We start from the raw sequence: 20,406 nt of genomic DNA on the forward strand, positions 1-20,406 counted from the left end.
CAAGGTTACCGGGTCGTGGCTGGGTGACGCCGAAAATGCGTCGGTTATGAAGCGAGTACTTTTGCGATGCGTTGCACACTGACCGATTCGGCGGTTCCTAGGTGCTGAGCGAAGAGGCTCAGCCGCAGTTCTTCGAGCATCCACCGAGCACGGACAATCTGTGGTTCGGGGTGCTGTTCTAGCGGAAGAGTGCCGCCAGCATCCTTGTAGCGACGGGTCGCTAGTTCGACCTCTGACATCCAGCCGCGGTCTTTGCCAGGGTTCTCGGTGAGCTTTGTCACACGATGTTCGATGCCCTTGAGGTAGATAGGCAACCGGCGCAGTTGAGTGAGTCCGGTTGCCGAAACGAAGCCAGCGAACACCAACGAATCGAGCTGTTCGCGAGCATCACCGAGCGGGGTCAGCAAGTGCATGCTCGTAGCGGCACGTATCGCCTTGTCGGCCAGACGAACCCCAGAAACTATGGATGCCACGAGCGAGACAGTGGTGAAGAGCGAGTCAACCAGCCCTGCCGAAATCTCATTGCGCAGCGTCTCAAATTCGGCCTGAGTGAAGATCTCGCGTTCGCCCATAACGGAGTCGATACAGGCCAGCAAACAATCGTCGAACAGAGCATTCGTCGAGCGGTAGGGGCTCTGGGCGAGAACCAGCTTTTCTGTGCTTGTGAGATGTTCGTTGATGTAGCCGAGCGGCGATGGAATCGCTAAGAGCAGCAGGCGACGCACACCGCTCTGGTGGGCGATGGTCTGATCGTAGGGCGTCGACATGAGGCGAATGGAGACTGAGGTGCCGTCATCCACGAGGGCGGGGTAGGCGCGGATGGTGTTGCCGCCGTGTTTGGTGTCGCGTGAGCGGTCGAGTTCGCCGAAGTCCCAACTCGTGATTCCGGAGCGTTCGAGAGTGTTGGCCGAGCGTTCGGTGGATCCCTGGGTGGAGCCTTCGACGGCGCGCGCCACGCTCGCGCGGGCGACGGGTTTGAGGCTCGCTTGCAGGCTGCGCAATGACTTGTTGGTGCCGACTTTCTTGCCGCGTTCGTCAATAACAGCGAACGTGACGAGCAGGTGGGCGGGGACTCGAGCGAGATCGAAGTCGGTGGTCGCGACGGTGACGTAGGTGAGGCGTGCGATTTCTTTCGCCAGATACTCGGTCAGCGATGGGCCGCCCTCGAAGGCGACGGTTGCCGGATCGTCGGGCACTCCCTCGAGCAGACGACGGGCCCAATCAGCGGCGGGCACGACATTGCGGCGGATCGGCTTGGGCAGCGATTTGATCAGCGCGGTGACGAGTTCGTCGCGCAGGCCTGGCACTTGCCAGTCGAAGCCTTCTGGCCGAAGACCGGCGAGCAAGGGAAGTGGCACGGCGACGGTGACACCGTCATCGTCGGTGCCGGGCTCGAAGCGGTAGGTGAGGCTCAGTGTTTGATCGCCGCGCACCCACGTGGTGGGGAACGCGGTGTCATCCACGTCAGCGTCATCCGCGTTCTCGATGAGGTCGGTGGTGGTGAGAGTGAGCAGGTCGGGGGAGTCGTGACGAGCTTTCTTCCACCAGCCTTCGAAGTCGCGCACGGACGCGACAGTGGCGGGAACGCGCTTGTCGTAGAACTCAAAAATGGTTTCGTCGTCGTGGAGAATATCGCGGCGGCGGCTGCGTTCCTCGAGCTGTTCGAGGTCGCGGCGCAGGGCACGGTTGGAGGCATCGAAGCCCCACACGCGCTTGTCGCGCTTCGTGAGGTCGTCTTCACCCTCGACGAGGGCGTGGCGAATGAACAGTTCGCGGGCGGCAGGCAAGTCAACGCGCGAGAACTGGATGCGTCGGTGGGCGGCCAGTGTTACGCCATAGAGAGTCACCCGTTCGAAGGCGACAGCGGCGCCCTGCTTCTTCTCCCAGTGCGGTTCGGAATAGCTGCGCTTTACCAGATCGCCGGCGAGCTTTTCGGCCCACACCGGGTCGATCGACGCATTCATTCGCGCGAAGAGCCTGCTCGTTTCGACGAGCTCGGCGCTCATGATCGCGTTGGGCTGTTTCTTGGCCAGGGCCGAGCCGGGGAAGATGACAAACCGGGTTTGACGGGCACCAATGTAGTCGCGCTTCGCGACATCCTTGAGGCCTATGTGGCTGAGCAGGCCGGCCAACAGTGACCGGTGGATGCCGTCGGGATTCGAGTGTGCGTCTCCGATCACGAGGCCGAGCGGTTTGGCCATGCGGCTCAACTGGCGGTAAACATCGTGCCATTCGCGCACGCGCAAATAGTTGAGATATTCGTTTTTGCACATCCGTCGAAACTGGTTGCCCGAGAGTTCTTTTTGTTTCTCTTCGAGGTAGTTCCAGAGGTTGAGCAGGGTGAGAAAGTCACTGGTGGGGTCGATGAAGCGCGCGTGCTGCTGGTCGGCTTGCGGGCGCTTATCGAGCGGGCGCTCGCGGGGGTCTTGAATGCTGAGCCCAGCGACGACAGCCATAACTTCACGGGTGGTGCTGTGTTGTTTCGATTCGATGACCATGCGGGCGAGGCGCGGGTCGATCGGCAGTTGCGTAAGTTGCTTACCGATGCGGGTGATGCGTGGGGCGGCATCTTTCGCGTCTTTGCCGCTAGCGGATCGCGGGCCGTTCGCGCTCGACGAGGTTTTGGTGCTGCGAAGCGCTGCAGTGTTCTCGACAGCGCCGAGTTCGGTGAGCAGGTCGAGACCGTCTTTGATGCCGCGAGAATCTGGCGGTTGCAGGAACGGGAATTCGGCGATGTTGCCCAAGCCAAGCGACACCATCTGCAGGATGACTGCGGCGAGGTTGGTGCGCAGAATCTCGGGTTCCATGAACTCGGGCCGCGCGGTGAAGTCTTCTTCGGAATAGAGACGGATCGCGATTCCGTCGCTTGTTCGGCCGGAGCGGCCGGAGCGCTGGTTGGCGCTGGCCTGACTGATGGCCTCGATCGGCAGACGCTGAATCTTCGCGCGTGTGCTGTACCGGCTAATGCGGGCAGTTCCGGCATCGATGACGTAGCGGATGCCGGGCACGGTCAAACTGGTTTCGGCAACGTTGGTGGCGAGCACGATGCGGCGTCGCGTGCCGGGTGTGCGGCGCGACTCGAATACACGGTGCTGTTCGGCGGAGCTCAGTCGGCCATAGAGGGGGAGCACTTCGGTGCCCTCGGAGAGTTTGCCGGCGCTGATGCGTCCGCGGATGGATTCTTCGGCATCCCGAATCTCGGTTTCGCCTGAGAGGAACACGAGCACGTCACCGTCGCTCTCGCGGGAGAGCTCATCGAGGGCGTCGTTGATGCCCTCGAGGTAATCGCGATCGACGCGGTTGGCGGCAGCTTCTTCGGCATCCTCGGATTCGAGGTCATCGCCAACGCTTTCCTCGGCGACGAGCGGGCGGTAGCGAATCTCCACGGGGAAGGTGCGGCCCGAGACCTCGATGATCGGCGCACCATCGAAGTGCTTCGAGAAGCTCTCAGGGTCAATCGTGGCACTCGTAATGATGATGCTGAGATCGGGGCGACGGGCACGAAGTTGTTTGAGATACCCGAGCAAGAAGTCGACGGTGAGGCTGCGTTCGTGGGCCTCGTCGATGATGATCGCGTCGTACTTCTTGAGGTCGCGGTCGCGGTGGATCTCGTTGAGCAGAATGCCGTCGGTCATGAGTTTCACGCGCGTGTTTTTGCCCACGCGATCGGTGAAACGCACTTGGTAACCGACGAGATCGCCCAGCTCGGTGCCGAGCTCTTCGGCGATGCGCTCGGCCACGGTGCGGGCGGCAATCCGTCGCGGCTGCGTGTGCCCAATGGATGTCTTACCCAGTTCTAGCAAAATCTTGGGCAGCTGGGTGGTTTTTCCGCTACCGGTTGCTCCCGCAATGATCACGACTTGGTTGTCGCGGATGGCCGCCAGAATGTCATCTTTGCGCTGGCTGACGGGCAGCTCGGGCGGGTACGTCACGACCACGTCAGTGGGCAGCGCGGCTGCCGTGCTGGCGGAGTGAACTTCGGAGGCAGACATAGCAGTCCAGCTTAAGGCCGTCGGGCATCCCGCGAGAATCGGAGAATTAATCATTGCCTTGCAAAGTGCTTTGTGTTACAAAGTAGATAGCGAAACCGGCACGGTGTCGGCGCGCGACAGCCGCAATGAAGGAGCCCTCATGGCGAACAACGATCGCACTACCAGCACCGTCACTGAGCTTGACGACGAATCCGTCCTGACCCCGGAACAAATGTTGAGGCTGGTGGATGAGCAGCAGAACACGATGATGCGCCAACAGCTCTCACCCATCCCGTGGATGCTGGGCGTGTGGGGGTTCGCGTGGGCGCTGGGCTTCGTGTTGCTCTGGTCAGCGGCCGATGGCGGCAACCCGTGGTTCTCGGTTCCCGTGGTGCCGGCTCGTATTGCGTTCGGGGTGCTCATCGGCAGCGCCATCGTGATCTCGACGGTGCTGGGAATTCGCATCAGCCGTGGGGTTCAGGGCAATTCCACCTTCTCGGGGGCGGTGTACGGGATCTCGTGGTCGGTAGCGAGCAGCGCATTCGTCGCGGTCGGCGTAGCGCTCATCCAGAACGGCATGTCTCCCGAACTCGCCTCTCTGTACTTTCCTTCCGCCTTCGCGCTGATGGCCGGGATCCTGTACTTCCTCGGGGCCGCCCTCTGGCAAGAAAAGAGCCAGTTGGTGCTGGGGAGTATCTTGCTGTTGGCAGGGTCAGCGTCGCCGTTTTTTGGCGCACCGACCAACAACATCGTGATGGCAGTGTTGGGTGGTGGCAGCATGCTCATTGCTGCGATCATCTTCGCTGTTCGCCTGCGCCGGATGGCCTAGAACCATGGATGAACTCGACCCCGTCATCCATGCCTCGGCACGCCTGCGCATCACGGCCGCTCTCGCGACGCTCCCCGCCGGCGATCGCCTCGCGTTCCCGCGATTGCAGCAACTGCTCGAAATGACCCCGGGCAACCTCTCCACTCACCTCAGAAAACTGGAGGATGCCGGTTATGTCGAGGTCACGAAAGCCCATCAGGGCCGCAGCCCGGTCACCTATCTCAACCTCACGTCGCCTGGCCGTGCGGCGTTCGAGACCTACACCGCAAGCCTGAAGCGACTGCTCGGAGGAATCGCATGACAACCCTCGTAAAACTCGACCACGTGACGCGTCGCTTCGGTGACATCACGGCACTCGACGACGTGAGCCTTGAGATTGACTCCGGCCGCATCGTCGGGCTGCTCGGCCCGAATGGCGCTGGCAAAACGACCCTCCTTTCTCTCGTGCAGGGCCTTCGCCGAGCATCCAGCGGCACGGTTGAATTGTTCGGTGGCAGCCCAGCGGATGCGCGCACCCGCCGACACTTGGGCTGCACTCCGCAAGAGACGGCACTGCCACCCACCCTGCGCGTGGGGGAGGTCATCGACTTTGTCGGTGCCCACTTTGACAACGCAGTGCCACGAGAAGAGCTCGCCGCCGAGTTCGGCATCAGTGAACTGCTGAAGCGCCAGACCGGGGCGCTCTCGGGAGGCCAGAAGCGTCGCCTCAGCGTTGCACTCGCCTTCGTGGGGCGCCCCCGACTGGTGCTTCTCGATGAACCGACCACGGGACTCGACGTTGATGGCAGGCGGGCGCTCTGGGCCGCCGTGCATCGCCAGCAGGATGCCGGAGCCACCGTCGTCGTTACGAGTCACTATCTCGAAGAGATCGAGGCGCTCGCCGAACGAGTAATCGTGATCGGCCAAGGGCGGGTGCTGGTCGACGATGATCTCAGCGCTGTGTTGGATCAGGTGGGGCTGCGTTTGCTGCGCCTCACAACCCCGACGCCCGACCGGGTACGGGCGCTCACCGGCGTCGTCGATTCTCGGCCAGAGCACGACGGTTCCTTCACGTTCTTTGTTCAGGATGCGGATGTCGCGGTCGCTGAGCTTGTGCGGTCGGGCATCCAGTTTTCGGGGCTCACGGTGCGCGGGGCAACCCTGGAAGAAGCGTTCCTCACCCTTATCGCTGACTCACCGAAACAGAATGATGCCGCCGGCGTCTCCCCGAGAGGAATCTGACTTGTCAACGATGGCTCTGGCGCTCACCCACACTAAGTATTCGCTTCTCGAAACAATGCGGGTGCCGATCGCGGTCATCGGCAGCGTCGCGTTTCCCGCTTTCGCCTTGCTGCTGTTCGTCGTGCCGCAGCGGGCGGTCGCCGACAACGCGGAATACGCCACTCAGGCGGTCATCTCGTTGTCAGTGTTCGCGGTGCTCTCGAACTCCCTGTTCAGCTTTGGGCTCAACATATCTGAGGCTCGCGAGAAGCCCTGGGATCCGTATCTGCGCACGCTTCCAGTCACGGGGATGGCGCGGGTGCTCGGCTACATTTTCTCGATTGGTCTCATCGGTATCGCGTCGCTAATTCCCGTCGTGGTGATTGGTGGCCTTCTCACAGAGGCGAACGCTCCACTGTGGCGGGTGCTCGCTGGAGTGCTGGCGCTCGCCGTGGCGTCGATCCCCTTCATGCTCATCGGCATCAGTATCGGGTTCTCGATGTCGTCAAAAGCGGCCATCGCCGTCGTTCAAGTGGTGATGTTCGGATTCGCGTTCGCGGGCGGACTATTTCTGCCGCCGATGCTCTTCGCGCCGTGGCTCAACACTCTCTCAACGTTCTTTCCGTCACGGCAGGCTCGCGAGCTCGTGATCTGGGTCGTTCAGGGCGGAGAGCTTGCGCCCTGGGTATGGCTAGGCATCCTCGGTTGGACTGTGGTGATGCTCGTGTTGACCCTGTTCCTGTTCCGTCGCGATGAGGGCCGACGATTCCACTAGACGCGGATCGAGAAACTACCGCGTAAGCCAGCGTCGCAGCATCCGAGTCACTCCGGGCAGCAACACGTAGGTCATGACCGGGGTGAGGCACAGGGTAGTGAGGAGTACCCGCAGCACGATCGGCAGCTGGTCCCAGCCGGGAACCAGCAGCGTCACGAGCACCGTGAAAAGAAGGTTGAGGGGAAAGAAGCCCAGCCAAATAGTCACGGCCTGCTTCCAGCGGGGCGGTACGGTTGCGGCAGCAGGCCCCGCATGCTCAACAGTGACCTCGGTGGGTTCGTCGAACCAGCCCTCGATTCCGGTGCGGCGCTCGCTGCGGTGCTGGCTCATAAACGGGCTGCCGCTCTGCAGCCACCACGCGCGTTCGGGGGATTGTTCCCAGTGCAAGAGTGCTGCGTCATCCGCAAATCGGTAGAGCATGTGCCAGGTGGTGCTTTCGGTGCCGGCGCGCACCCAGCCGGAGCCGAGAAAGCCGGGGTAGGTGGTGGCAAGGTTGATGCCGGTTTGCATCCACGCGGTCGCTTGGGCGATGCGGTCGGGGTCTACGGTTCGTTCGATGGAGACAGTGATGGGGTTGTTGCTCATCGGTGTCAGCGCACTCCTTCTCTGTTGACCAGCGGCAACAGTGACAGCCGGTGTGGGCTTCGCTGAGATCAATTCTAGGGCGGATGCTCGCGCTCTACCCTAGGGAAATGTTAAGTTCTCGCGACGCGTAACTTCTAATATTCGTGGCCGAAAATGCTCCTCTGTGGGGTCCACACGCGAAATCTAGCGTTCCGTGCTGGCTGGGGCTAGTGTCGTCGACTCGTCAGTCGTGCTGGTGTCGGCGATCGCTGTGACTTCTTCGGTGGTGAGAGGGCTCCACGGTGATCCGTCGGGATCAGAGGAGAACGCTGCCGGGCTGTCGCCCTGGGTCCACCATTTGGCTTCGTAGGGAACACCGTCGAAGAGAACGCGAGCTTCTTCTTCGTATACTGCCGTGCCATCCCAGTTGGGGTAGGTGCCGTCAGGCACGGTCGGAACTTCGACCGGGGTCTCGCCCTCAAGAACCGGGCCGACGAGCGTCCACGGGGTCTCCCACGAGTTGAGCACCGGGTTATCGGGAAGGTCTCCGCGCGTCCACCACTTCGCCTGGTAAACGTTGCGGTGCAGCACGACCTTGGCTCCAGCGAGGTAGCTGGCGTCTTCTTGCCAGATTGGATACGGGCTGGTCGCTGGGTCGTCGACGAAGTCGGCAGGATCAGACGGCTCTTCGGTAGTGATGGTTTTAGCGGAGCTTGCGAGCTGACCGTCGAAGTCCTCCGCCAACACATCGGCGAAGAAGAGATCGCCCTGATCCACGCCACTGCACGCATCCGAGACACGAGTGACATCGGCATAGTTGGGGCCGCAGGTCGTGTCGCGGTTGAGCGACCACATCGACATGCGGCCGAGTCCCTGCTCGGTCGCGACTCGTTGAGGGTCGCGGCGTCGTCCATTGTGAAGACTTCGTCTTCGTTGTCGTTCTGCCCGATCATCGGAGTCGCACCGAGTTTCGTCCAGAGCGTGGCATCCGTCAGTTCGATTCCAGCCTGGGCATAGAGGATGCCGAGCTGGCGGTGGGTCTCCTGAAGGGCTCGAATGGAGGCGTCACCGCTGGTTTCGTCGTCGTCCAAGCTCTGACCAAAGTTCATCGTCATGATGTTGACCCCGGAGACGTCTACGCCGGCATCCAACATTTGCGTGACTGCTGTCGTGCCATCTTCGGTAAGGCCGAAGGTGGCAGCGGGAAGGGTGAGCCACACCGCGAGGTCTTCGCCGGCAGCCCGGCGAGACTGCTGAAGGTCGGCAACGGCCGCGGCGCGACGCTCGCCGGCAGCGGTATCGCTGAGGTTTTCGCCCTCAATATCGAGGTCGATGGTGGTGGACGCGTAACGGTCGATGACTGAGCTGTAGGCCTCAACGAGGCTGTCGTGATCGGTGCAGGATGTTGCGAGCTCGTCGTTCAGTAGTCCGCCGAACGATACTCCGACATCCCCACCCTGCTGCTGCAAGCGTGCAATGCGGCGGTCGAGGTCGAGCGATACCGCTGCTTCGTCCATTGTGTAGGCGGTGCCCCACGTGGGAGTGCAGGCGTCATCGGTCGCGGCGACGATGAACGAGAGCATGACCTCGTTGCCACTGTCTGATGTGGCGGATTCGAACTCGTAGCTTGGCGTTGCCGTGACATCCACATAGGCGGCAAACCACGGGTCGGGGGCTGGTGCCGCTTGGGTAGATGCCCAGGCTTGGTAGGCGAACAGGCCACCAGCAGCAACGGCGACAGCCACGATCGCCGCGATAACGAGCCGCCAGAAGGAAAGGCGATGGGTAGCTGAACTCATGATCGAACCTCTCTGGTTTCGTCAATGGGGGGGAGCATTTCGGCGAAGACAATCGAGTCGCGCACCTTGTGGTGCGATCCGCTGTCATCTCCGTAGTAGAGGATCGATCGCCAGTCGAGTGTGGTGGATTCCGGTTCGGTTTGCGCCTTCTTTTTCGTCTTGGGTTTGCGTTCGACGAACAAGGGGCGAGTGACGCCGAGCCAAATGTCGACTACAGCGTTCCAGATACCGATGTAGGAGACGAGCGCGAGGCCAGCGAGGATGGTGTTGAACGCGGCGAAAGCGGCGTTGCCCCAGTTGCCGGCGTTAAGGTCTCGCCAGAACGTGAAGGCGGAGAACCCAATGATTACCAGCGGGGCGATCACGTAGAGCAGCGGGGTCGCTGTGCGGTTGCGCACCTTCGGGGTGCGGGCAAACGGAATCTTCTTGCTCGTGATGGCTTGCTCGAGCGACTTCAGCACGCCGGCCAAGTTCACCGGAAGAAGGATCAGGTTGAAGCCATAGATGCGGAAAATGTCGCTGAACTTGTAGCCGCTGTAACGCAGGTCGCTTCCCATCGCCAAGAAATACGGCACCGCTGCCAGCAGAACCACCGGGCTCAGCAGTCGGCTGTCATACGGGTAGGCGAGAAGGAAGACGAGGCCGAAGCTGGCCCACGTGATCGACGTCATGTAGTTCACGCGCAGGAAGAACTCGGTCCACGGCACCGTTTCGCCGCGCGCCCGACGCTCACGCAGCTGGCGCATGAGTTTCGGCATGATCAGCAGGCCACCGTTGGCCCAGCGTCGACGCTGAACAACCAGTGATCCGAAGTCCGGCGGGGTGGCGCTGTAGCTCAAGCGCTCGGGGTAGTTGACGAGCGTCCAACCATGGGTGCCGAGGTCGATGCTCGACTCGGTGTCTTCGATGACCGTACGGTCTTGAACGTACCGCTTGACGGTGAAGCCACCCTCGGTTTCGGTCTCGACAATGTCATCAAGCGCAGCCTTGCGGATGACGGCGTTGGCTCCCACCCAGAACGTAGCGCCGTAGTACGACTTGCCCTGGTGCAGGATGTGCTGAAGGTCGGTCGTCGCACCAGCGAGGCGTTCGATGCGCGTGTTGGCGCCGCGGAACGATGAGTACGGAGTCTGCGTCACGGCAACGCGAGCATTGTCTTTTTGCTCGAGAAGGTAGACGAGGCGCAGGCAGTAGTCGCGAAGTAGCAGCGAGTCGGCATCGAGCGTGAGGAGGTATTCCGAGTCGGGAATGGAGAGGTCGCCGGCGCCGGCGTGGCTTACGGGCCGCAGCACCGTGCCGTCGGGAGTCTCCTCGGGGCGGTAGTTGCCACCCATCAGGCCGATGTAGGCGTTGAGGTTCATAGCCTTGTTTGCTTCGTGAGAAACAGAGGCATACAACTTGCGCTCGAAGGTTGACAGCTCAGCATCGAAGGTGCGCGCGAGGCGGCGGTAAAGCTCGTGCAGACGAGTTGCTGGCGGAACCATGCGCTCGTCGAGCGCTGCGCCCAACGCGTCGGCCGTCAGCTGCAGTTCGCCTGCTAAGCCCTGAAGAACCTGCGTGACAAAGAACTCATCAACGTGGTCAATGCGCTGTTCGTTGTCCGCTTTGTTCTCGAGCCACGCGGCTGCCCACTGGTACTGACCGGCAAGATCCTCGAGCTCAGCGATGCCCATCGGGCGCTGTTGGCGCAGTCGTGATTCGAAGACCGACAGAGCATCAGCGAATCGTGCGCGGGGCGCTGCGAGCTCACGCTGAATCTCTTCGGTGAGCTGGCGTGATTTCGACAGCTGGGCTGCGGCATCCGGGTCATCGGGAAAGGGCGGGTCATCAAGCAGCAGCACGACGCGAAGGCTGGGGTATTCCTGAAGGCACGCCGACCAGAGGGTGGCGCGAACGACGTCGGGCTCTTCGCTGTAGCTGGGAACCAGCACCGTGATGGTGCCTTCGTTGTCGGCGAAGTGTCGGTCGAGCTCGGCACGAGGTACGCGAGCGTGGGAACGAAAACGTTGGAACGCACCGTGACGGGCGATCAGATACATGAGCGCCGAGAAGGTGAGGAAGGTCACCACGATGACGTAGGAGATGGCTTCTGTGGTGAAACGAAAACTTTCGGTGCCGTTGTTGATGAACTGACGAACGATTGTGTAGATCACGTAGGTCAGCCAAAACACAACGGTGGCGACAATAGCGAGGCGAGCGAGCGCGATCTTACGGTCGCTCGGCGCGGGATGGACAGTGGGCAGCGGTTCGAGGCGCGATTCAGCGCCCCACTGGCGACGCCGAGAAGGCGCAACCATAGGGTTTTTGGGCATAGTGGTTAGATCCCTTATGTGCAAGATCGGCATCTTTCGGGTAGACGCCGGCGGGTATCCTGCACGCCCAGTATTCGCACTGGGTTTAGTTCGTGCAACAACAGGCTACGTCTCGACAAAATGGTCTACCCACCAAAAGCGGTCTAGTAAGCTGCGGAAACGCCGTGAATATCGTTGTTCAGCCCGGGAGGAACGAATGCCTCGCACCATCGCCATTATCGGCGCTGGTCCTTCGGGACTCGCCGCGGCCCGCGCGCTCGATAAGGCAGGCATCCATTTCGTCGGTTTTGAGTCGGCTGACGACGTTGGTGGCCTCTGGAATATCGACAATCCGCGCAGCACGATGTACGAATCTGCGCACCTCATCTCCTCGCGCACGACGACTGAATTTCGCGAGCTGCCCATGCAAACCACGGCTGATTACCCGAGCCACCGCGAACTCAAGAAGTATTTTCGGGCCTACAGCGATCGCTTTGACCTGGGCGAAAAATTCCTGTTTAGCACCACGGTTGAACGCCTCGAACCGACCGATGATGACGGCTGGAACGTCACGAGTGTCACCGCGGGGCAGGAGTCGCGCACGGAACGCTTCGACGGCGTCGTGTTGGCTAACGGCACGCTTGCCCACCCCAGCATCCCGCAGTTCGATGGCGAGTTTGTCGGTGAGATCATTCACTCCAGCCAGTACAAGAAAGCAACGATGTTCGCCGGTAAACGCGTGCTCGTGGTTGGCGCTGGAAACAGCGGGTGTGATATCGCCGTGGATGCCGTGCACCATGCCGACAGCATCGATTTGAGCGTGCGTCGTGGCTACTACTTTGTTCCGCGCTACCTTTTCGGAAAACCGGCGGACACCCTCAATCAGGGTCGCCCACTGCCGGCTCGAATCAAGCAGTTCATTGACAAGCGAGTGTTGCGCGCATTCACGGGGGACCCGGTGAAGTTTGGCTTTCCGAAGCCCGACTACCGCATCTACGAATCACACCCGATCGTGAACACTCTCGTGCTCGGTCACCTCGGTCAAGGCGATCTGCGCGTGGTGCCTGCTCCCGAACATTTCAACGGAAACACCGTGCACTTTACCGATGGCACCGCGGCCGATTATGACCTCATTGTATTGGCTACCGGCTACTCTCTCGCGTACCCCTTTGTGGGGCGGGAACATCTGAATTGGTCTTCTGGCGCGCCCGAGCTATTCCTGAATATTTTCCCGCCAAGCTTCAACGGTCTTTACGTCATGGGAATGATCGAAGCAAGTGGTATTGGCTGGCAAGGGCGCTATGAGCAGGCCGAACTTTTGGCCTCCTATCTGGCCGCTCAAGATGCGGCCCCTCGGGCGGCGGCACACTTTCGGGAATCTGCCGAACAACCTTGGCCTGACCTCACCGGTGGCTACAAATATTTAGCCCTCGAACGGATGTCGTACTACGTCAATAAAGATGCGTACCGACGCGCGTTGCGAAAATTGCGTGAAACGCTCACTCGAAAGGCACAGTCATGACGATCGATGACGCGATACTCAACTTCAGCCCAGCGTCGCTCATCGCGCTGAGCATCGTGCTGGGGCTGATCATGTTTGGCATCGCGCTCGACACCAGCATCGAAGATTTTCGGGCCGTCCTGAAAGCGCCCCGCGCATTTGCGATCTCCCTGATTGCGCAACTTGTGCTGCTGCCCGCCGTCACCTTCGGCCTCACCCTGCTGCTGCACGTTGGTCCCTCAATCGCCCTCGGGATGATTCTGGTCGCCTGCTGTCCACCAGGAAACATTTCCCAAGTGCTCACCTATCGTGCGCGCGGCAACGTAGCGCTCTCGGTATCCATGACCGCCGTGACTAACGTGATCTACATCGTCATGTTGCCCGTCAATCTTTCGTTGTGGGGCGGCTGGCACCCCACCGCCTCGACCATTCTCGAAAGCGTGAGCCTCAACGGCTGGCAAATGCTGCTCGAAATTGTGTTGATCATTGGGCTTCCCTTTGTGCTCGGCTTTGCGATCAAATACCGCTGGCCGAGTTTTGCCAAGAAAGTGCAGCCCACCGTGAAATGGGTGAGCTTGCTGGCACTGCTCGGCTTCATCATCGCCGCGCTCGCCGGCAACTTCACGTTCTTCATTGCCTATGTTGGGGTGGTGCTTCTTGCCGTCTTCCTGCACGACGCCGTTGCTCTCGGCCTTGGCTACGCCAGTGCCCGCCTTGGCGGACTTGCCCTCTACGAAGCCAAAGCGGTGACCTTCGAAGTCGGAATCCGCAATGCCGGGCTTGGTCTCGGACTCGTCTTCACCTTCTTCGGCGGGCTCGGCGGCATGGCCGTCGTCGCCGGCTGGTGGGGCATTTGGGACATCATCGCCGGGCTTGCGCTCGCCACCTGGTGGGGGCGTCGAAAAACACAGGGTGCCAGAGGCGCGAAGGGTGCCGATGGCGGCTCGGGGGCAGACTCCGGTGTGCCCGCGAACGATGCGGAGGCACGCGCGTGACCCGCGTTCTCGTCACGGGCGGCAGCGGATTCTTGGGCACCTCCGTGGTGGCCGGGTTGGCTGCATCCGAAGCCATTGAGCGTGTCGTCAGCGCCGATATTCGTGCTCCCAGCCCCGGCGTGCGATTGCCGGGAGTTCTGTATGAGCGCGTTGATGTGACCGATGCTGGCGGCCTGCCCGCGCTGTTGCGCAGCCACCAAATCGACACAGTGGTGCATCTGGCGTCGATCGTTAACCCCGGAAAAAACACGACGGTCACGCAAGAGTTCGCTGTGGATGTTGACGGGTCGCGCGCAGTTTTTGAGGCGTGTGTCGACGCCGGAGTATCGCGAGTCGTGGTGTCATCGAGCGGCGCGACCTATGGCTATCACTCCGACAATCCGGAATGGATCACCGAAAGTGACCCGTTGCGCGGCAACGACGACTTCCCGTACAGCCGCCACAAACGTATGGTCGAAGAACGGCTTGCGGAGCTTCGAGTGTCTGCTCCACAACTGAGCCAAACCATTTTTCGGATCGGCACAATTTTGGGCCCTGGGCTCGAGAATCAGATCACGGCGCTGTGGAATTCTCGTCGGCTGTTAACGGTCGCAGGCTCAGACAGTCCCTTCGTTTTCGTGTGGGTGGATGACGTGGTTGCGGTTATCGTGAAGGCCGCAACGGGCGGGGCTGCCGGGATCTACAACGTTGCTGGGGATGGCAAGCTCACGGCAAAAGAGATTGCGCAGACGCTAGGCAAGAAGCAGCTCGTCGTTCCCGCGTGGGCGCTGGCCGCGGCGTTGTGGGTGGGGCACACCCTGCGATTGACTCCGCACGGGCCGGCCCAAGTCAAGTTTTTGCGCTATCGACCGGTGCTCGACAATCGGGCGCTCAAGGAGTCTTTCGGATTTACCCCGGCGCGCACTAGTCGTGAGGCGTTCGCGTCGTACCTTGAGGCTCGCGCCCAGGGTTAGGGGAACTGCTCCGCTGTCGGCGGCGTCCACGGGAGAAGTCATAAGTTCTCGATAGGGCGGCGCGGCCCGCCGAACCATCCGCACCACAAATCTGTATACAATTCACTCAAAATTCGGCTTGATGTCTGGTGAATCGAGCCTAGACTGAAGTTCTTGTATACAAACCTGCGTTACGGCGGCATTCCGCTCGCGCGCTGGACTCGCAGTCTCAGGAGGTGCTCATGGCAACATCAGTGAGGGCCAGCGAGCGTGCCTACCAAGCGTTGCGAGACGACATCATTGAGTGGCGACTCGCGCCAGGCACCATCTTGGGCGAAGTCGAGCAAGCCGCGCGGCTTGGGGTATCGCGAACCCCGCTGCGAGAAGCCTTGTCACGCTTGATGACGGATGGCCTTGTCTCTAGCCAATCCGGCCGCGGTCTCGTGGTCACCGATGTGTCGGTAACGAACATCCGCGAACTATTCGATGTGCGTAAGGCTCTTGAAGTGAAAGCGGTGCGCTTGGCTGCCGAGAAGCACGGCGGCAGTACCTTCGGCGATCTCGAGCGTGAGTTCGAGGCCGTTCCCGAACTGCTCGCCCGTGACGACAGCGATCGCAGCGCCTACTTCGATCTGGTACGCCGTTTCGATGACGCCGTCGATGATGCGGTCGGCAACGTTTACCTCACCGGTGCTCTCAACTCGTTACGAACCCACCTCGTGCGGGTTCGTCGGTTGGCGAAAGACAACCCCGAGCGACTGGCCGCGGCCGCTCGCGAGCACCTTCTTATCGTGCAGGCCATCGTCGCCCGCGACGCCGAACTTGCCTCTCACGCCACCCACGTTCATCTCCATCACGCGCTCACCAGCGCATTAGCCATGGCCGCAGATTCCCCTCTGCGTGCCGCCAATTGAAAGGCTCCACTGTGAAAGATCACGCCCTCCGCGTTTACCGCAGCGACGAGAACCTCGCTCGCGAAGATCAGCTCGCCCACAAGATTGCGGCGATCGCTGCTGAACAACTTGAACCTACGGATGCCGTGACCGACATGGTCATCAACCGGGTGATCGACAACGCTGCTGTTGCTACCGCATCCCTGACCCGTGCGCCGGTGGTGTCCGCTCGGGCGCAGGCCGAGCGCCACCCATACACGCCGGGAGCCACCGTGTTTGGCTCCGACCTTCGCGTCAGCCCGGAGTGGGCGGCCTGGGCCAATGGTGTTGCCGTGCGCGAGCTCGACTATCACGACACGTTCTTGGCGGCCGACTATTCTCACCCCGGCGACAACATCCCGCCGATCTTGGCTGTTGCTCAGCACACGGGCCGCTCGGGCGCCGATCTGCTGCGCGGCATCGTGACGGGTTACGAGATTCAGATCGACCTTGTGAAGGCGATCTGCTTGCACAAGCACAAGATCGACCATGTTGCTCACCTCGGCCCGAGTGCGGCCGCTGGCATCGGAACCCTCCTCGGCCTCGACACCGAGACGATTTTCCAGGCTGTCGGCCAAGCACTGCACACGACCACTGCCACGCGCCAGTCGCGCAAGGGCGAGATCTCCACGTGGAAGGCGCACGCTCCTGCTTTCGCCGGCAAGATGGCCGTTGAGGCCGTCGACCGTGCCATGCGCGGCCAGACCAGCCCCACCCCGATTTACGAAGGCGAAGACGGCGTCATTGCGTGGATGCTCGACGGCCCAGACGCGCACTACGAGGTTCCGCTGCCTGAGCTGGGGGAGCCGCGCACCGCGATCCTCGACTCCTACACAAAGGAGCACTCGGCCGAGTATCAGGCACAGGCCTGGATCGACCTCGCCCGCAAGTTGGGGCGCGAGCATCCGGAATTGGTCGAAGCGAACATCAACCGCATCGTGCTGCACACGAGCCACCACACGCACTACGTGATCGGCTCGGGCGCTAACGACCCGCAGAAGTATGACCCCAACGCGAGCCGCGAAACGCTCGACCACTCCATTCCGTACATCTTTACTGTTGCTCTGCAAGATCAGGAATGGCACCACGTCAACAGTTACGCCCCTGAGCGTGCCAACCGCGCCGACACCATCGCACTGTGGAACCGCGTCACCACGCAAGAAGATGCCGAGTGGACTCGTCGCTACCACTCCATCGACCCCGCCGAGAAAGCGTTCGGTGGTCGTGTCGAGATCGAAATGACCGACGGCAGCCGCATCGTTGAAGAGATTGCCGTTGCGGATGCTCACCCGCTGGGTGCTCGGCCCTTCGCCCGCGAGCAGTACATCACCAAGTTCCGCACCCTCGCGGATGGTGTGCTTGCGAGCGACGAAATCGAACGCTTCTTAGCTGCTGCCGTGCGACTTCCGGAGCTGTCGGCATCCGAACTGGGGGAGCTCACCGTTCGCGGCAACTTCCCCGCCACCACCGCTAAAGGAATCTTCTAATGCTGTACGCCCAAACCGATCCAGCGACCAAACGTGCCCAGTTCCGTGAGCGTCTTGCCAGCGGCGAACTGCTGCGCGTGCCCGGTGCTTTCAACCCGCTGAGCGCTCGCCTCATTCAAGACAAGGGCTTCGACGGCGTCTACATTTCGGGCGCTGTCATCAGTGCCGATCTGGGACTGCCCGACATCGGCCTGACAACGCTCACCGAGGTGGCTGGTCGTTCGCAGCAGATTTCGCGGATGACCGACCTGCCCAGTCTCGTTGACGCCGACACCGGTTTCGGCGAACCCATGAACGTCGCTCGCACCGTGCAGACTCTCGAAGATGCGGGTGTCTCCGGGCTCCACATCGAGGATCAGGTCAACCCGAAGCGCTGCGGACACCTCGACGGAAAAGCTGTTGTCGACACGGATACCGCTCTCAAGCGCATCCGGGCTGCTGCTGACGCGCGACGCGACCCCAACCTGCTGATCATGGCTCGCACCGACATCCGTGCCGTTGATGGTTTGGATGCCGCGATGGATCGCGCTAAGCAGCTGGTGGATGCGGGCGCTGACGCGATTTTCCCTGAGGCGATGAAGGACCTCGGCGAGTTCGAAGCGATGCGTAAAGCCGTGGATGTTCCGATCCTCGCGAACATGACAGAGTTTGGTAAGAGTGAACTTTTCACCACAACGCAATTGAGCAATATCGGCGTAAACATTGTTATTTACCCTGTAACCCTGTTGCGTAGTGCAATGGGTGCAGCAGAACGCACCCTCGATGCGATCAACGCCGACGGCACTCAGCAGTCTGTCGTGGCCGAAATGCAGACGAGGGCACGCCTGTATGAACTGCTTGACTATGAGAGCTACAACTCGTTCGACTCGTCGGTTTTCAACTTCACCCTCGATAGCCACTACTAATTTCACAAGCCCCATTTACGACCACCACTCACAACTTTGACTCGATACCACTACCGAGGAGCACCATGACTGACCTAACAGGAACCCCTGAAACCGAGATTCGTAAGGGTTTGGCTGGCGTTGTCGCCGACACGACCGCGATCTCGAAGGTGAACCCCGAAACCAATTCGCTGCTCTACCGCGGCTACCCCGTGCAAGAACTGGCCGAGAAGTGCACCTTTGAAGAGGTCGCCTACCTGCTGTGGCACGGTGAGCTGCCGACCGGTGAGCAGCTAGAAGAGTTCCAGAATGTGGAGCGTGCGCAGCGCCACCTCGACGCGCACACCAAGCGCGTCATCGATGAGTTGCCGCTTTCCGCGCATCCGATGGATGTTGTCCGCACCGCCGTCAGCGTGATCGGTGCCCTCGATGAGACCCTCACCGACCCGGCGAGCATGATTGACGAAGAGCTCAACCTCACGCGTTCACTCACCCTGTTCGCCAAGCTGCCAGCGATCATCGCCTACGACCAGCGTCGTCGTCGCGATCTGCCGCTTGTCGAGCCACGGGACGACCTCAGCTATTCGGCAAACTTCTTGCACATGACCTTTGGTGAGGTTCCTGACCTCGTTGTGGTGAACGCGTTCGATGTGTCGATGATCTTGTACGCCGAGCACTCCTTCAACGCCTCCACCTTTACTGCCCGCGTGGTGACGAGCACGCTCAGCGATCTCTACAGTGCCGTCACGGCAGCAATTGGTGCTCTCAAGGGCCAGCTGCACGGTGGTGCAAACGAAGCCGTCATGCACGTTTTCGATGAGGTTGGCTCTGCAGAAAATGCGGAGGCGTGGCTCGAAACCGCACTCGCCGAGAAGCGCAAGATCATGGGCTTCGGTCACCGCGTTTACAAGAACGGTGACTCGCGAGTTCCCACGATGAAGGCCGCGCTCGAAACGCTCGTCGCCGAATTCGATCGCCCCGACATGCTTGCCATGTATGACGCCCTCGAAACGGCAATGACGAGCCGCAAGAACATCAAGCCGAACCTCGACTACCCGAGCGGCCCCGCCTACAACCTCATCGGGTTCGACACCGACATGTTCACGCCGCTGTTTGTTGCTGCGCGAATCACCGGCTGGACCGCCCACATCATGGAGCAGGCAGCGTCCAATGCGCTCATTCGCCCGCTTGCTGCGTACTCGGGAGTGGACGAACGGCACGTTCGCTAGAAGCTTTACGGGCTGGGGTGGAATCGTCAGTTGTGAGTGGCAAGATGGAGAAATGACTGTTCCCCTGATTGAACTCAACGACGGCAATTCCATCCCGCAGCTCGGGTTCGGAGTCTTCAAAGTTGACCCCGAAGAAACCGAGCGCATCGTTTCTGACGCGCTCGAGGTCGGCTACCGTCACCTCGACACCGCCATGATTTACGGCAACGAACAGGGCGTCGGTAACGCCATAAAAGCGTCGGGAATCCCACGCGAAGAAATCTTTATTACCACCAAGCTGTGGAACAGCGACCAGGGCACAGACTCTGCTCGCGACGCCATGGATCTCAGCCTCGAGAAGCTGGGCCTCGACTATGTGGATCTGTATCTCATCCACTGGCCTCGCCCCGACCTTGATCGCTACCTTGAGACGTGGCTCACCATGGAAGAGATCAAGGCTGAAGGCAAGACGCGTTCGATTGGTGTGAGCAACTTCCACCGCCCGCACCTTGAGAAGATTCTTGCGGGAAGCGAAACCGTTCCCGCCGTCAACCAGATCGAACTGCACCCCGCTTTCGCCCAGCGCGACCTGCGGGCGTATGGTGCTGAGCTTGGCATGCGCATCGAAGCCTGGGGTCCATTGGGCCAGGGCAAGTACGACCTGTTCGGCGAGACCGCTCTCAAGACGGCGGCCGCGACACACGATGTTTCGCCCGCCCAGGTTGCCATTCGTTGGCACCTGCAGAACGGCATCATCGTGTTTCCGAAGTCGAACTCGCGTGAGCGCATGGCCGAGAATTTCGATGTCTTCGGCTTCGAGCTGTCTGCGGATGAGATGGCGTCGATCGACGCTATCGACCGCGACCAGCGCGTTGGATCGAACCCTGACGAGGCCACTTTCTAGGAAAGCTTCGCGCTTCGTATCGAGGCCGGCATCCGCACTCCTTCCGGTGAGCGGATGCCGGCCTCTGTCGTTGGGCCGCTGGTACGCTTGACCTTCACAGAGTGTTGCTCGGGTCGATGATCGAGCGCGCGACA

The 20,406-nt window shown here is 61.0% G+C and carries 17 protein-coding genes; 13 read left to right on the forward strand and 4 right to left on the reverse strand.

Translation table 11 applies throughout. The annotated features are described in order from the left end of the window. Positions 1-44: 44 nt before the first annotated feature. The gene (gene hrpA / locus ON14_RS13270; RefSeq protein WP_010205813.1) at positions 45-3,992 is read right to left on the reverse strand and encodes an ATP-dependent RNA helicase HrpA; all 3,948 of its coding nucleotides are present in this window, start codon (positions 3,990-3,992) and stop codon (positions 45-47) included. Positions 3,993-4,131: 139 nt separating this feature from the next. Here hrpA and ON14_RS13275 point away from each other — a divergent pair, with 139 nt between their 5' ends. Genes ON14_RS13275 through ON14_RS13290 form a run of 4 tightly spaced genes read left to right on the forward strand, consistent with a single transcriptional unit; the run spans position 4,132 to position 6,775 of the window. Then, on the forward strand, positions 4,132-4,800 hold the full coding sequence (locus tag ON14_RS13275; protein ID WP_010205814.1) for a hypothetical protein: 669 nt from the start codon (positions 4,132-4,134) through the stop codon (positions 4,798-4,800). A 4-nt stretch (positions 4,801-4,804) separates the two neighbouring features. Beyond that, complete coding sequence (locus ON14_RS13280; RefSeq protein WP_010205815.1) at positions 4,805-5,101, forward strand: transcriptional regulator; 297 nt, start codon at positions 4,805-4,807, stop codon at positions 5,099-5,101. Next, positions 5,098-6,021, forward strand: a complete 924-nt coding sequence (locus tag ON14_RS13285) for an ABC transporter ATP-binding protein (protein WP_010205818.1) — start codon at positions 5,098-5,100, stop codon at positions 6,019-6,021. Before ON14_RS13280 ends, ON14_RS13285 begins: the two co-directional genes overlap by 4 nt. 10 nt (positions 6,022-6,031) lie before the next feature. Continuing rightward, positions 6,032-6,775 carry an ABC transporter permease gene (locus ON14_RS13290; RefSeq protein WP_010205819.1) on the forward strand — a complete coding sequence of 248 codons (744 nt, stop codon included), beginning with the start codon at positions 6,032-6,034 and terminating at the stop codon, positions 6,773-6,775. A 15-nt stretch (positions 6,776-6,790) separates the two neighbouring features. Here the strand turns inward: ON14_RS13290 and ON14_RS13295 are convergent, their stop codons facing one another. Together ON14_RS13295 and ON14_RS16230 are read right to left on the reverse strand one after the other, a co-directional pair. Further along, positions 6,791-7,360: an antibiotic biosynthesis monooxygenase gene (locus tag ON14_RS13295; protein WP_010205822.1), complete on the reverse strand. Its 570-nt coding sequence runs from the start codon at positions 7,358-7,360 to the stop codon at positions 6,791-6,793. Positions 7,361-7,543: 183 nt separating this feature from the next. After that, the gene (locus ON14_RS16230) at positions 7,544-8,200 is read right to left on the reverse strand and encodes a carbohydrate-binding protein (RefSeq protein ID WP_010205823.1); all 657 of its coding nucleotides are present in this window, start codon (positions 8,198-8,200) and stop codon (positions 7,544-7,546) included. A 173-nt stretch (positions 8,201-8,373) separates the two neighbouring features. On the opposite strand from ON14_RS16230, the gene ON14_RS16235 reads away from it, so the two are divergent. Continuing rightward, positions 8,374-8,703 carry a hypothetical protein gene (locus tag ON14_RS16235; protein ID WP_010205824.1) on the forward strand — a complete coding sequence of 110 codons (330 nt, stop codon included), beginning with the start codon at positions 8,374-8,376 and terminating at the stop codon, positions 8,701-8,703. 431 nt (positions 8,704-9,134) lie between these two features. On the opposite strand, the gene ON14_RS13305 is transcribed toward ON14_RS16235, so the two are convergent. Beyond that, positions 9,135-11,450, reverse strand: a complete 2,316-nt coding sequence (locus ON14_RS13305; protein ID WP_010205825.1) for a glycosyltransferase family 2 protein — start codon at positions 11,448-11,450, stop codon at positions 9,135-9,137. A gap of 196 nt (positions 11,451-11,646) precedes the next feature. On the opposite strand from ON14_RS13305, the gene ON14_RS13310 reads away from it, so the two are divergent. The 8 genes from ON14_RS13310 (at position 11,647) to ON14_RS13345 (ending at position 20,272) form a co-directional block, all read left to right on the forward strand. Continuing rightward, entirely contained in the window at positions 11,647-12,951 is a 1,305-nt protein-coding gene (locus ON14_RS13310; protein ID WP_010205826.1) for a flavin-containing monooxygenase, read from the forward strand. Continuing rightward, positions 12,948-13,925 (forward strand): bile acid:sodium symporter family protein, encoded by a 978-nt coding sequence (locus ON14_RS13315; RefSeq protein WP_010205827.1) that lies wholly within the window; start codon positions 12,948-12,950, stop codon positions 13,923-13,925. The genes ON14_RS13310 and ON14_RS13315 overlap by 4 nt, the downstream gene beginning before the upstream one ends. Further along, positions 13,922-14,878 carry an NAD-dependent epimerase/dehydratase family protein gene (locus ON14_RS13320; protein WP_010205828.1) on the forward strand — a complete coding sequence of 319 codons (957 nt, stop codon included), beginning with the start codon at positions 13,922-13,924 and terminating at the stop codon, positions 14,876-14,878. The genes ON14_RS13315 and ON14_RS13320 overlap by 4 nt, the downstream gene beginning before the upstream one ends. Positions 14,879-15,099: 221 nt before the next feature. Continuing rightward, positions 15,100-15,771 carry an FCD domain-containing protein gene (locus ON14_RS13325; RefSeq protein ID WP_010205829.1) on the forward strand — a complete coding sequence of 224 codons (672 nt, stop codon included), beginning with the start codon at positions 15,100-15,102 and terminating at the stop codon, positions 15,769-15,771. 11 nt (positions 15,772-15,782) lie between these two features. Further along, a complete protein-coding gene (locus tag ON14_RS13330; protein ID WP_010205830.1) occupies positions 15,783-17,276 on the forward strand; it encodes an MmgE/PrpD family protein in 1,494 nt (497 codons plus the stop codon). Continuing rightward, on the forward strand, positions 17,276-18,181 hold the full coding sequence (gene prpB / locus ON14_RS13335; protein ID WP_010205831.1) for a methylisocitrate lyase: 906 nt from the start codon (positions 17,276-17,278) through the stop codon (positions 18,179-18,181). The genes ON14_RS13330 and prpB overlap by 1 nt, the downstream gene beginning before the upstream one ends. A gap of 65 nt (positions 18,182-18,246) precedes the next feature. Continuing rightward, on the forward strand, positions 18,247-19,389 hold the full coding sequence (locus ON14_RS13340) for a bifunctional 2-methylcitrate synthase/citrate synthase (RefSeq protein ID WP_010205836.1): 1,143 nt from the start codon (positions 18,247-18,249) through the stop codon (positions 19,387-19,389). Between the two features lie 52 nt (positions 19,390-19,441). Next, positions 19,442-20,272: an aldo/keto reductase gene (locus ON14_RS13345; RefSeq protein WP_010205838.1), complete on the forward strand. Its 831-nt coding sequence runs from the start codon at positions 19,442-19,444 to the stop codon at positions 20,270-20,272. Positions 20,273-20,406: the final 134 nt, after the last annotated feature.

The organism is Salinibacterium sp. PAMC 21357 (assembly GCF_000247645.1).
Classification (GTDB): domain Bacteria; phylum Actinomycetota; class Actinomycetes; order Actinomycetales; family Microbacteriaceae; genus Rhodoglobus.

What these genes read in the sequence shown, in the direction of transcription:
- hrpA (WP_010205813.1), bottom strand. Translation starts at nt 3,992, where the DNA reads ATGTCTGCCTCCGAAGTTCACTCCGCCAGCACGGCAGCCGCGCTGCCC.
- ON14_RS13275 (WP_010205814.1), top strand. Translation starts at nt 4,132, where the DNA reads ATGGCGAACAACGATCGCACTACCAGCACCGTCACTGAGCTTGACGAC.
- ON14_RS13280 (WP_010205815.1), top strand. Translation starts at nt 4,805, where the DNA reads ATGGATGAACTCGACCCCGTCATCCATGCCTCGGCACGCCTGCGCATC.
- ON14_RS13285 (WP_010205818.1), top strand. Translation starts at nt 5,098, where the DNA reads ATGACAACCCTCGTAAAACTCGACCACGTGACGCGTCGCTTCGGTGAC.
- ON14_RS13290 (WP_010205819.1), top strand. Translation starts at nt 6,032, where the DNA reads ATGGCTCTGGCGCTCACCCACACTAAGTATTCGCTTCTCGAAACAATG.
- ON14_RS13295 (WP_010205822.1), bottom strand. Translation starts at nt 7,360, where the DNA reads ATGAGCAACAACCCCATCACTGTCTCCATCGAACGAACCGTAGACCCC.
- ON14_RS16230 (WP_010205823.1), bottom strand. Translation starts at nt 8,200, where the DNA reads ATGTCGATGTGGTCGCTCAACCGCGACACGACCTGCGGCCCCAACTAT.
- ON14_RS13305 (WP_010205825.1), bottom strand. Translation starts at nt 11,450, where the DNA reads ATGCCCAAAAACCCTATGGTTGCGCCTTCTCGGCGTCGCCAGTGGGGC.
- ON14_RS13310 (WP_010205826.1), top strand. Translation starts at nt 11,647, where the DNA reads ATGCCTCGCACCATCGCCATTATCGGCGCTGGTCCTTCGGGACTCGCC.
- ON14_RS13315 (WP_010205827.1), top strand. Translation starts at nt 12,948, where the DNA reads ATGACGATCGATGACGCGATACTCAACTTCAGCCCAGCGTCGCTCATC.
- ON14_RS13325 (WP_010205829.1), top strand. Translation starts at nt 15,100, where the DNA reads ATGGCAACATCAGTGAGGGCCAGCGAGCGTGCCTACCAAGCGTTGCGA.
- prpB (WP_010205831.1), top strand. Translation starts at nt 17,276, where the DNA reads ATGCTGTACGCCCAAACCGATCCAGCGACCAAACGTGCCCAGTTCCGT.
- ON14_RS13340 (WP_010205836.1), top strand. Translation starts at nt 18,247, where the DNA reads ATGACTGACCTAACAGGAACCCCTGAAACCGAGATTCGTAAGGGTTTG.
- ON14_RS13345 (WP_010205838.1), top strand. Translation starts at nt 19,442, where the DNA reads ATGACTGTTCCCCTGATTGAACTCAACGACGGCAATTCCATCCCGCAG.